This is a genomic window from Paenibacillus sp. FSL H3-0302, from assembly GCF_037982245.1.
In the GTDB taxonomy this organism is placed as follows: domain Bacteria; phylum Bacillota; class Bacilli; order Paenibacillales; family Paenibacillaceae; genus Paenibacillus_AQ; species Paenibacillus_AQ odorifer.
Genome location: NZ_CP150284.1, coordinates 1663953 through 1675705, shown reverse-complemented (window position 1 = coordinate 1675705; position 11753 = coordinate 1663953). Strand labels below are relative to the sequence as shown.

General features: G+C 47.7%; 10 protein-coding genes. All 10 read right to left on the bottom strand.

Annotated features, from left to right (window positions below):
* Window positions 1-69 precede the first annotated feature (69 nt).
* The 10 genes from MHH50_RS07390 to MHH50_RS07345 all read right to left on the bottom strand — a co-directional run bounded on the left by MHH50_RS07390 (window position 70) and on the right by MHH50_RS07345 (window position 11695).
* Window positions 70-936, bottom strand: coding sequence for a pentapeptide repeat-containing protein (locus tag MHH50_RS07390; protein WP_076125280.1), 867 nt, complete (start codon window positions 934-936; stop codon window positions 70-72).
* Window positions 937-950: 14 nt separating this feature from the next.
* Window positions 951-1280, bottom strand: coding sequence for a PadR family transcriptional regulator (locus MHH50_RS07385; protein WP_036675798.1), 330 nt, complete (start codon window positions 1278-1280; stop codon window positions 951-953).
* Window positions 1281-1446: 166 nt separating this feature from the next.
* Window positions 1447-2730: a DUF1963 domain-containing protein gene (locus tag MHH50_RS07380; protein ID WP_340034140.1), complete on the bottom strand. Its 1284-nt coding sequence runs from the start codon at window positions 2728-2730 to the stop codon at window positions 1447-1449.
* A gap of 266 nt (window positions 2731-2996) precedes the next feature.
* Window positions 2997-4730, bottom strand: coding sequence for a family 10 glycosylhydrolase (locus MHH50_RS07375; protein WP_340034139.1), 1734 nt, complete (start codon window positions 4728-4730; stop codon window positions 2997-2999).
* A gap of 38 nt (window positions 4731-4768) precedes the next feature.
* Complete coding sequence (locus MHH50_RS07370) at window positions 4769-6415, bottom strand: extracellular solute-binding protein (RefSeq protein WP_076219658.1); 1647 nt, start codon at window positions 6413-6415, stop codon at window positions 4769-4771.
* Window positions 6416-6448: 33 nt separating this feature from the next.
* Window positions 6449-7339 carry a carbohydrate ABC transporter permease gene (locus MHH50_RS07365; RefSeq protein ID WP_076185342.1) on the bottom strand — a complete coding sequence of 297 codons (891 nt, stop codon included), beginning with the start codon at window positions 7337-7339 and terminating at the stop codon, window positions 6449-6451.
* Between the two features lie 59 nt (window positions 7340-7398).
* Complete coding sequence (locus MHH50_RS07360) at window positions 7399-8325, bottom strand: ABC transporter permease subunit (RefSeq protein WP_076185343.1); 927 nt, start codon at window positions 8323-8325, stop codon at window positions 7399-7401.
* A gap of 24 nt (window positions 8326-8349) precedes the next feature.
* A complete protein-coding gene (locus tag MHH50_RS07355; RefSeq protein WP_076219660.1) occupies window positions 8350-9648 on the bottom strand; it encodes a 6-phospho-beta-glucosidase in 1299 nt (432 codons plus the stop codon).
* A 43-nt stretch (window positions 9649-9691) separates the two neighbouring features.
* Entirely contained in the window at window positions 9692-10672 is a 981-nt protein-coding gene (locus MHH50_RS07350; protein ID WP_076309642.1) for a BadF/BadG/BcrA/BcrD ATPase family protein, read from the bottom strand.
* Window positions 10673-10693: 21 nt separating this feature from the next.
* On the bottom strand, window positions 10694-11695 hold the full coding sequence (locus MHH50_RS07345; protein WP_076125296.1) for a LacI family DNA-binding transcriptional regulator: 1002 nt from the start codon (window positions 11693-11695) through the stop codon (window positions 10694-10696).
* Between the last annotated feature and the right edge of the window lie 58 nt (window positions 11696-11753).

Genomic DNA, 11753 nt, shown 5'->3' with positions numbered 1-11753 from the left:
CCTCCTCAAGGTTTTGTTAGCATATCTTTATGGAATTCTCCCCGCAAAACTCACTTCGGAAGCTCAGGCTTATAGAACTGTAACCTTTGTCAAATCAGCTTCCATGCCTTTGAGCGCAGCGAAGGTCAACTTATCCATCATTGCACCGTCAAAGTTGATCGTTTTGATTGCACGATAAAACTTCTTGGATAACGAAAACCCGGAGAGGAATGACACATTTTTTAACGTCGCACCTCTAAACGAAATATCGTTCAGCGCCGACTTTTCAAACTTGACCCCGATAAAGGTCTGGCCGTCAAAACATAATCCCCGCAGATCAGAGGTTTTAAATTCCACACCGTCAAAGATACAGTTCTCAAAGATTGTTTTCGTGAGATCAGTCGTACACAGCTTGACGTCGGTCAGTCTTGCACTGATAAATTTCGCCCCTGTAAGTCCTGATGAGCTAAAGTTGGTGCGAACAAGAATAGATTTGTGAAAGCTCGCATTTGCCAGTTCAATGCCGGACAGATTGCAGTCGGTCAGATTAGCGCTGTCGAACTTGGCCTCGCCAACGTCACTGCCCGCGAAAGAACTGCCGGTCAAGTCTGCGCCTGTAAAATCGGAACCCCGCAACGCGCTCACTTTAAAATCCCCTTTATGGGCGGTAACGCCTGCAAAATCACTCTTCGATAAGTTGCTCGCCCTAAAGCTCGTCACCACCTGCCGCTCAAGTGAACGGGAGAGATTGGCAACCTCCTGCACCGTCTGTTCAATGTCGCCGATGCTGTCTATCGTCATCTTAAACGCCGTTTCATCATCCTTGCCTTCAGCCTTGAGTTCACTGAACCGCTCCTGCAAATCGGAAAGGAGGTCACTCTTTAATTCAGCAACGCTTTTTATCCCGTCATAGGGTGCGAATACGCCATTTAAATACATGTTTAATTTCTCATTCATATTATCAAGTCTCCTTATAATAAGTTTTCAAGCACACGTTTTGCGTACTCCCAATTAGTCTTGTTATTGGCGTAAACAGCTTTCCCCTTCTCGGTAATCCGAAAATACTTCCGTCGTCCCCCCTGAGACTCATCCCCCCAATACCATTCAATGTCACCGTCTGCCTCAAGCCGCCGGACGCTGGAGTACATCGTAGCTTCTTTTAATTCATACTCGCCTCCGGAACGCTCAGCAATCAATTTGACGATTTCATATCCATAACGATCGGCTTCGGACAAGAGCCGTAATACCATCGTATCGGTATGCCCTCGCAGCAGATCGGATGTGATTTTGTTCTCACTCATTTCATCACCTCATAATCGCATTGTATATCATACTACTGTGACAGTCAAGGTACTTTGATCATCATGTTTATACAAAATAAAAAAATGCCGTCCTTAGTTGTCTAAGGCAGCATTTTTCTCTTTTAAGTCTGAAGTTCCAATTTACGCTAACCAGAAATAAGTTGATTTATGTCTGCTGGTAATTCACAGCTACCTGCCGGCAACCCTCACACAAAAATGCATAATAAATCCCCTCGCTGTCCTCGGCCTGTTCCATGTCCATTTGGGCAATAAACTTCATCGTCGTCGAACAGCAAGGGCACACAGGATATTCCGCATCCTGAATCCAAGCCGGATGTCCTCCAATCTGCGACGCAGGCGCCTCAAGCATCCAATACGAATTTTCATAGGTTCCCATCTGCCGTTCCGATAGCTGCATGGCATGCCATGCTATTTCTTCCCTGTCTTCATTTGCAGGCAAAAAATCAGGAACGGTATTATATTCACTCCACGAATATTGGCCATCCAGCTCCGCTTTCATAAACACGGTGCCATAACAATTACAATGCATGCAAGCTGCAACCCTTAACCGCTGGCCGGAAAGCTTCATAAATTGAACCAGTGGATTCTGCAAATCGTAATCAAACAGCACTGTCAATTTACCGCCACACCAAGGGCAGGAATGCTCACCCTCCTGCAGCGCCGCTACCGCCGTATGATCCCGATCCAGCCCATTTTTTCCGTCCCTGTTTACTTCAAAATGATAACTCTCGGGGTAAAAGAGCAGCCTTTTCCCACCGTCGGGATCTAATTCCCATCCTGCTTCGTGAGCATAGGTTTCCGGAGCCACATTTAACTCCGATGTCCATCGAGGCGGATGCTGCCGCCATGTCTCGAACTGCCGTACAACCTCTTTATCGCCAATCCAGGCCAATGCAAGCAGCAAATGATTACGGTTTTCCGAGTCATGCTCTAACTGATGAATGATCATATCGCGGATCTCCTGACCCGCTTCTTTATAGAGAATACCGGGATAATACTTCCCTTTGTGAAAAAAAACCTCCAGCCCCCGTTCAATGCACGCACTTGAAAAACATATAAGCGACAGTAAAATAGCCTCAGCCTGGTCAAAATCATCTTCTTCCATCAATTCAATGGCGTAGGATTCCAATCGCTCCCTTTCGCTTTCAGTCAGTTGACGATACAATTCTTGCGCGGTTTTGTGATAGGAGATTTCGTGTTCAAGCGGGCTCCATCTCCGCGGTTTGTGCATGATTTTAAGAATTTCAACCGGATCATTCACACCTGCATACAAATCAATGTCTTTTCGATTTTGTTCAATATAAGCCTTTTGCTCCAGCGCAAGCTTCCTTTGATGACAGGGCATGCAGATTCCCCCCGTCTTTAAAGCAGTTGCAGGAAGTATGCTTCCCTTGCAGCCTGAGGTTTGGCAGGGTATACGCTCGCTCATCGTATCTCTCCTATTCTGTATAAGTTATTCTCAAAGACTATTATTAATAAGCTAAACTGCATTATAGAATTAGCTATATTATAGAATTAGCTGCATTAAATATACCACCGGATTTAGCAGCTTTAAATTCATTTCAGATTTCAATTGGATATATCCCCCACCATCACCTTAAACGGAAACAAAAAAAGGTCAACCAAATATTTCTGGTTAACCTGATAAACGAAAACTCCCCCGGATAAAGAAGAACCGGTGCCCTTGTATTAGGCTTAATCCGTAATCTTCACATTTCCAAACACAGCCTTATTCCTCGAGTCATCCCCGGGATTGCTAAGTGCTATGCCAATATACACCTTGCGGTTCATCGGAATCTGAACAGTTCCGACCGTTTGCCAGTTATTCCCGTTCGTCGAAATAGCCCCTTTGAAGGTATTTCCACTTCGGGTCAGCTTTAGCCATCTTGGAGCCGAGGCAGCCGCAGTCTGATCAACCATATTGCCCGCAGTCTCTGCACGATACTGGAAGGTGGCCCCATTCTCGGGGGTAAGCATCATATCTGCGTGCTTCGAATTATGACCCAGCGACTCCCGAATCATAATGCCGGCCTTGGCCCAGCCGTCCAATCGGCTAGTGGACTGCACTTTAACAATAATCTCCGCATCGCCCCGCACGGATTGGTATATATAATTCAGTTGATCTCCATTTCCCCAGATATCCGTAGAGCTGCTGCTGAGTGTAAATTGCTTATTGGAAGAATTGTAGGTAACATTCCCCGGCATGGAACCAATATTTCGCGCCTTCCACCCTGCTGGTAATTGAGCCGGATAATCTTGTTCTACCGGAGGCGTCCAGCCTGGCGTAGGCCAGGTTTCACGTTCTTTGATATTGGCTAGCTCATCTTCTGGCCAGGCCCCGTAAGCAAAGAACGACAGACGCTTCACACCTGGATAATTCTCGCGGATTCCCTTGTAAATCTCCTGATATTGATCATCTGTCCAGTCATTATCCAGCGTCGCAACAATTTCCACGTCACTGCCGCTAATCCGGTCGCTCGTATCCTTCAGGATTCCGTAGGAAGTGCTGTATACCCAATCACTGTTGAACTCCCAGTCATCAAAGTACGCCATTGGTGCAACAAAGTCGATATCATCCTTGAATTTGGCTACATTCTGCCCAACTTCAATGAATTCTGGCGGCAAAATATACACGCCGAGCTGCACATCCGGCTTCGAGGACTGGGTGATATCCTGACGGATATCGCCCACATACTGTCCGATTTGTTCGGTTCTCCATTCATTCCACTGCTCACGCTGAGGCGAATCTGTCTCGAAGTCAATGCTGAGCGGTGAATACCCGAACTGCGCCTGATACTTCAGGGCCGTGTAATCACTGACGTCCATGTTGTAATTGTCGAAGCGGATCCAATCCAGCACAACGCCATCCACATCATAATTCTGGATTACTTCCTGAATAATGGAACGCTCATACTCCTGCACTTCATGGTGAATCGGATTGACGAAGTATTCGTTGCCGTTAGAACCTGTAAACGGTGTCTGAACCCCGTCAACCAGCGCCTGCATCTGCCATTCATCGTGCTCCAGGAAAGCCTGCTGATCATGGAACTGCGGAATCCAGGCATGAACCTTGATTCCTGCAGCATGGGCTGCCGTAATGACAGCCTGCAGGGCATCGAAATTCTGGTAGCCTTGGGCAATTGGTGCGATATCACTCTGATAAAATACACTTCCAGACGGAACCTCATCATCTTCATCCTGCTTCACGTTCATGCTAATAACATCGACGCCATAGCTTGTAGACAGCGCGATGAAATTCTGGACATCCGCCATGTTCTTAAACTGGTTTACGGTCCGTACAATAACTTCCGTTTCGAAAGGGGGGTTACTCTCCTCTTCGGCCATAACAGGAACGGAACCACCGGCTATCGAAGAAACCAACACGATGCTTAACAGTGCTATGAACCTCGATCTCAACGCAAATGCCATAATCTCGCCTCCACAATTATAAGATTTTATAAATAGTCTTATTTCGTCGCGTTGATTTTCTTAACATTTTCCTGCCATTTTTCGGTTCTGAATTCAAGCAGCTTAGCCAGCCCCGCTTTTTCGGTGTTCTTTTTAGCTGTCTTTAGCGCCGACAGCACCGCTTCATCCGACTTCGCCTGAACCATCTGGGCGTAAGCAAGGGTATAAATATCCCCGATATTCTGTGCGATGATGCCGATCTCCGTATCCGGAATCGGATCGGTATTTACAAACTCTGTGATATCCAACGCGGTTTTCCAGGTCACCGTGGACTGCGCCACGGTCTCCCAGGATTTCTGGTTCGCGGAAAGCAACGCCTCGAGGCTCATTTTCGCCGTATCAATAAAGGTCGTATTTCCCGCCCAGTTAAAGTCCTCGAATTTCCGCATCGTTTCCGTACGCTCGTTAGCAGGAGTCGTCTTGTATTTCTCGTTCGGGATTGGAGCTCCGTCCGCATCCTCTTCATCCCAGTACAAGCCTTTAGGACCGAAGAAAAGCACCTTCTGCCCCTCCGGACCCGTAATCCAGTCAAAATAAGCGAAGATGGCCTCTGGATCCTTGGCCTTTTTCGTAATGACATTAACGTTCCAACCCAGCGTCTCAAAGCCGCTTACAAACACTCGTGTTTTGTCTAGTCCGGATTTATGAATCGGCCATATAATCTCATAACCGCTGTCCGGATTGTTCGCTGTCAGTGCCCGGTGTCCCTCGGCTCCATACGTAGTGATATTGGATTCGACCATGACTGCTACCCGGTTGGTATTGACCTTTTCTTTGACCGCATCCTGGGTTTGCTGCAGTGCATCCTGCGTAATCAGCCGTTCACGATACAGCTTATTAATATACAGCACCATCTCTTCGTAAGCAGGATCATCCAAGATAGATGACAGCTTGTCGCCATCCGGATATCCCATGAGTGAAATAAACTTACTGGTGGAGTTCTCCTTAAAACCACCATACATAATTTCCAGACCTGCCCCCTTCTCCCCAACCTCCAGAGGTACTACATCCGGATACTTTTCTTGCACCTTAAGCAAATATTGATACAAATCATCAAAGGTCTCCAGCGCCGGTCTGCCGAGTTCGTTATAAATATCTTTATTCACCATCCATCCGCCGTTGCCGAATTGCCCGGATGTATACCAGTTCGGGATTTGATAGATTTTCCCGTCTTCTGAACGGAGCAAATTCAGGGTGGATTCCTTCACATATTTCTTGAAGTTCGGATACTTCTCATAGTAATCATCCAGCGCAACGAGTTGTCCTGCCTGCACCAGCCGCTCCACTGAGGATCCCCGGTCAGTAAAAATGACATCCGGTAAATCACCGCCGACGATCATCGTGTTGAGCTTTTCTCCGGCCGCTCCTCCGGATTGTATGGGTTCAACAGTAACCTTACGGTTCTCCTGAATCCATTTTGTCGCCTCATTATCCCCCCAGGGTGATGTCGTAAGCCAGTCATAGTTTCCATAGAAGCTGAAGGTGACGGGCTTGATCCCGCTGCCGTCATCTGTGGCGGCCTCAGTATTCAGATTTTTCTCGCTTGTGTTTGGTGAAGTGTTAGAATTTCCTCCTCCGCTACAGGCAGCGAGAAGAAGCACCAGTGAAGTCAGCAAAAGAGATACCCATTTCATACGATTGCGCATCTTTTCCCTTCTTTCTACATAATATGGAGACTGCTATTCTTTCATCGAACCAATCATTACGCCCTTAACAAAGTACTTTTGGAGAAAAGGATACGTCAGGATAATTGGAATGGTAGCGATCATCATCGTAGCCATAGTCAGTGACTTCGTGGTAATCGTCCGATTCCGGTTCATATGATCCAGCGCGATAGCATTCGATGAGCCAATTTGGGTCATGATGTTGGAGTTCATAATCTGGCGCAGCAGGGTCTGTATAGGGAGCAAGTGATCCTTTGTAATATAGATCGCTCCCGTAAACCAGTCATTCCAATAACCTACTGCGGTGAATAAGGCAATCGTGGCCAGCACCGGGCCGGAGACCGGAATGACGATTCGGAAAAAAATGCCGTAGTTGCTGCTGCCGTCGATTTTGGCAGATTCCTCCAAACCCTCCGGCAGAGCATGGAAGAAGGTGCGGATGACAATCATGTTCCAGACACTGATGATGCCGGGGATAATCAGCACCCAAAAGGTGTCCAGCATACCCAAAGAGCGAACTAGTAAATAACTAGGGATGAGCCCTCCACTGAAGAACATCGTAATCATGAAGAACACCATATATTGTTTTCGAAAAAGCAATGTCTTCTTGGACATTCCGTAGGCTAACAGTGCCGTGAAAAAGACAGACAATGCCGTGCCGCTTAACGTTCTAAGAATGGTGATCAGAAAAGAATTCAGCAGGCGTTGATCCTGAAACACAATATAATAATTTTCCAGGGTAAAAGCTCTCGGTAACAAGGTTACACCGCCGAGCGCCGTATCGCTCCCTAGATTAAAGGAAATGACCAACGCATTCCAAAACGGGTATAGCATGAGTAACGCCAGCAGCGTCAAAAGGGTATAAATACTCCGCTGCATGATTTTGTCGCCTAGGCTTAGTCTCATTGTTCACTCCTCCTAAAAGGTTTATGGAGCATCGGAAGCATTCGCTATGAGTAGTAGTACTACCAGAGACTAACATCTGCCCGGCGAGCGATTTTGTTGGCCGTCACTAGCAGAATGACACTGATCACCGCCTTGAATAGCCCTACAGCTGTCGCATAAGAGAATCTGGCATTTAAAATCCCAACACGGTACACATAGGTGTCGATAACATCGGAGTAGGGTCGCAGAATTGGATTGGTTGCCAGCAGCAAAATGTCCTCGAAGCCCGCACTGAGCAGACTGCCGATGGCAAGAATCATAAAGATAATGATAATGGGGGTAATGCTGGGGAGTGTAATCAAGTGAATTTGCTTAAACCGGCTTGCTCCATCTATAGAAGCGGCCTCATATAGGGTTGGATCAATACCTGCAATCGCGGCCAGGTAGACAATGCTCCCGAATCCGACCTCTTTCCATACATTTACGCTTACTAGAATCGACCAAAAGTATTTGGGTAACGCCAGGAAGTTAACTGGCTCCCCTACCAAATTGAATCGCTCCAGCAAATAATTCACCGTTCCGTTATCAACGGATAACAGCGAAAATACAAAACCGGATACAATAACCCAGGACAGGAAATAAGGTAAATAGCTGACGGTCTGGATAATCCGTTTAAAGCCCATATTCCCGATTTCATTCAGCATCAGTGCAAGAAGAATCGGGGCAGGAAAAGAGATAATCAATTTAAGCAAGCTAATCACAAGGGTATTTCGCATCACATTCCAGAACTCCGGCGCCTCGAAGAACATTCTGAAATGCATAAATCCAACCCAGGGGCTCTTCATAATGCCGCCAAAAATATCGTATTGCTGGAATGCCATAACCACGCCATACATCGGAATGTAGCTAAAAATGAATACAAAGATAATTCCCGGCCAAACCATGGACTGCAAATCCAATTGACTGATAAATTTCTTCCATCTACGCGGTTTCTCGGCCGTGTTCATCCGCTTTTCCTCCTCTGGACGATTCTAGTGAAACAACGGCAACAACGATTTGTTCTTCTCCAGCATTTCATCCAGCAGTTGTTCAGCTACGGTGACCGAAGGCACGAGCGGATGATGAACCATAGCCTGTAGGGCTATATCCCGGTCTCCGTGCACAGCCGCCTCGATGGCGAGGCTCTCGTATTGCTTGACCGCGGCCAGCAAGCCTTTGATGGGCTGAGGAATTATACGCAGCGGAATCGGCAGCGGGCCTTGCTTGGTTACCATACAGTTCACCTCAATAGAGGCATCGTCCGGCAAGAAGTCAATCATTCCGTTATTCCTTACATTCAACGTCTGGATATCGCGGGAATCATTATAAATGGAGCGCATCAGCAGCACTGCCGCCTCCGAGTAATAGGCTCCGCCGCGCTGTTCCAGCTGCTTGGGCTTTTCCTTCAGCGCTACGTTCCGGTACAGTTCAAACAGCTCTTCCTCCACCTTCTTCACTACCTCAGCGCGCGATCCAGTCGTTGCTGCTGCTTCCTTCTGTTCCGCAAGCATCGCGTCCGTCATATAGTAATAGCTCAGGTAATAAGAGGGAATCGCTTTCAAAGCATTCAGAAACCGGTAGTCCCAGGAATCAAACGGCACATTGCTCGCCTTGTAGCTCTGCGGGTAATCAATGAGCTCCTGCAGCTTGCTTTTACCGTCAATCACGATATCGGATACCCAGTGCAGATGGTTGATGCCGACAAACTCCGCGTAGATTTTCTCCATAGGAAGTCCGAAGAACTCGGAGAGCCACTTTTGAAAACCAATCGGTGAGTTGCACAGGCCTACGCTTTTTACCGATGAGTATTTGTGAACAGCTTCAGTCACCATACCGGCCGGATTCGTAAAATTCAGCAACCAGGCATCCGGAGCCAGCTCCTCAATGTCTTTGCAAATATCCAGAATGACCGGGATAGTCCGTAGGCCTTTCATCATCCCTCCGGGACCTGTCGTCTCCTGGCCGATGACATTGTATTGAAGCGGAATTAATTCATCCCATTTGCGCGCTTCCAGCATGCCTACCCGGATTTGCGTACATACAAAGTCCGCTCCGGCAATGGCTTCCCTGCGCTCAAGCGTCTGGACCACGGTAATCGGCAGTCCGGACTCAGCAATCATGCGTTTGCTCAGTTCTGCAATCGTATGCAGCTTCTCCCTTCCCTCCTCAATATCCACCAGCCATACTTCGCGAATGGGAAGCTCTTGGTGATGCAGGATGATGCCTTCAATAAGCTCAGGCGTATACGATGATCCCGCTCCGATGACAACCAGCTTCAATGTTTCCTCCATGATAGACCCTTCCTTCATCTTTTTCATTTTGGTCTTATAAAAACTAGCCTATTGTGTTCAGTACTTTCCCCTGTGATAGATTATCTAGAACCTTCTGATCTACACGCATACCGCTGCTTTCCATAGCCAGAACGACCGATCCTACAACCGGCTCCCGGGTCAAAATCCTTAAAGTGCCATTCGAAGCCGACAACTTCACTCTTCTCTCAATGGCCCGCCGGATGATGCCTGAGCGGTCTCCCTTTGTCAGCAGGCTGCCTGCAAGTACGATGTCGAAGAAGTCCTCCTCCATGCCCAAGCGATGGATGGCCGATGCCGCGGCCAAACCCAGCTCATCCCCTTGCTTGACCAGCAGCTCGGTGGCAACCTGGTCCCCTTCCTCTGCCGCTTGAAACAATAGTTCAGCAATATGGGGAGGCAGGTCTCTGAAATGATCCAGGTAATCCTCTCTTAGCTCCGAAACATTGGAATAGCCCAACAATTCCGTTAAGCGTTCGGTTAGGACCGTCTCCTTCTCTCTTCCCTCATCCGCCCGAAGGACGCTACGGAATACCTCAATACTTAAATCATAGCCACCGCCATAATCCCCGAACCGATAGCCGAATCCACCACATTGGTATGTAGCACCCAACGGATTTTTACCACTACAGTTCACGCCTGATCCGCAAATCAGCACGATCCCATAGTTCTTCTCTGTACCTGACCGCAAGGCAATCCAGGTGTCGCAGGAAATCTCAGTTTGGGGAAGATCAAAGCTGCTGATGATCGGTCGCAAAATCCGGAAATCAGCCTCTCTGTCCGCTCCCGCTAAGCCGAACCAGGAGTAATCCAGCTGATCCTTGGTCAGCCCTGACGCCATAATTGCTTCCGATATGGCCTGCTGCAAACTGTTCACCGCCTGCTCACGGTTTATTTGATGATTTCCGATCCCACCCTTGCCAACTCCGATGACCTTCCCTTGTTCATCTGCAATCATTGCGTGGGTTTTACTGCCTCCTGCATCAACTCCCAAAAAATACTTCACGGATGATTTCACTCCTAAAATTCAAGGTAATCTAACAGATGCGGTGGATTCACGAATGAGTAGCTGCGGAGCAAGCTTCGTTACAGCGGGCGGCATCACCTCCCCGTTGATCATTTTTAGTAGTAAATCAACGCCTATATTGCCCATTTGTGCCTCAGGTTGTCTGACCGTCGTTAACCGCGGGTAAAATTCACCTACGAACTGCTGATCATCAAATCCAACAATTGAGATATCGTGGGGTACTCGAATTCCCTCTTCCCGGAGAGCCTGAACCATTCCAAGAGCAATAAAATCGTCCCCGGAAAAAAAAGCTGTCGGCAGCTTATCTTCGCGGATCCATCTCTTGGCCACCTCATAGCCGCCGCTTACTGTAAAACTGCAGTATTCCGTTCCGAATGGCGTTAACCCGGCATCCTCGAGCGCTTGGACATAACCGCGCTTACGCTCCGCTACACTTAGAAATACCGAAGGGCCGCCAATATAGGCGATTTGAGTGTGCCCAAGATCGAGCAAGTGCTTTGTAGCCTCATACCCGCCTTGATAGTTATCGACCACGACGCTAGGCACATCCTCATGCTGAAACTGGTTATCCAGCAATACAAACGGAATATTTTTTCTTTTCAGTTCCTCTACATATGCCTTTTCTTCAAGTGGGGACAACAGGATAATTCCATCAACGCGATCCTTCTGAAACAGGAAATTATCGCCCTCATCCTCATTCTCGGCGATCGATAGGGCTAAAAAATACCCTTGCGCCGCCAGCTTCCGGTTCACCACGCGAATAACCCGGTCATAGAAAGAGTCGTTAAAGTTGGTAATCGACATCCCGATGACTCCCGTTTTGCCTCTCACAAGACTCCGCGCTGCTGAATTGGGTTGATAATTTAATTCCTCCATAGCTTTCAGTACTTTCTGTCTATTAGCTTCCCGTACAGAGGGTAAATTGTTAAGCACCCTGGATACGGTCACTACAGAGAGTCCCGACTTTTTGGCTACATCATGTATATTCATCTTAGCTTCCATACCTCCGTCACCCGAAAGTTTAAACGATTAAACTTTTTAGGTAAATAAAAAAACCTTA

What these genes read in the sequence shown, in the direction of transcription:
- MHH50_RS07390 (WP_076125280.1), bottom strand. Translation starts at nt 936, where the DNA reads ATGAATGAGAAATTAAACATGTATTTAAATGGCGTATTCGCACCCTAT.
- MHH50_RS07385 (WP_036675798.1), bottom strand. Translation starts at nt 1,280, where the DNA reads ATGAGTGAGAACAAAATCACATCCGATCTGCTGCGAGGGCATACCGAT.
- MHH50_RS07380 (WP_340034140.1), bottom strand. Translation starts at nt 2,730, where the DNA reads ATGAGCGAGCGTATACCCTGCCAAACCTCAGGCTGCAAGGGAAGCATA.
- MHH50_RS07375 (WP_340034139.1), bottom strand. Translation starts at nt 4,730, where the DNA reads ATGGCATTTGCGTTGAGATCGAGGTTCATAGCACTGTTAAGCATCGTG.
- MHH50_RS07370 (WP_076219658.1), bottom strand. Translation starts at nt 6,415, where the DNA reads ATGCGCAATCGTATGAAATGGGTATCTCTTTTGCTGACTTCACTGGTG.
- MHH50_RS07365 (WP_076185342.1), bottom strand. Translation starts at nt 7,339, where the DNA reads ATGAGACTAAGCCTAGGCGACAAAATCATGCAGCGGAGTATTTATACC.
- MHH50_RS07360 (WP_076185343.1), bottom strand. Translation starts at nt 8,325, where the DNA reads ATGAACACGGCCGAGAAACCGCGTAGATGGAAGAAATTTATCAGTCAA.
- MHH50_RS07355 (WP_076219660.1), bottom strand. Translation starts at nt 9,648, where the DNA reads ATGGAGGAAACATTGAAGCTGGTTGTCATCGGAGCGGGATCATCGTAT.
- MHH50_RS07345 (WP_076125296.1), bottom strand. Translation starts at nt 11,695, where the DNA reads ATGGAAGCTAAGATGAATATACATGATGTAGCCAAAAAGTCGGGACTC.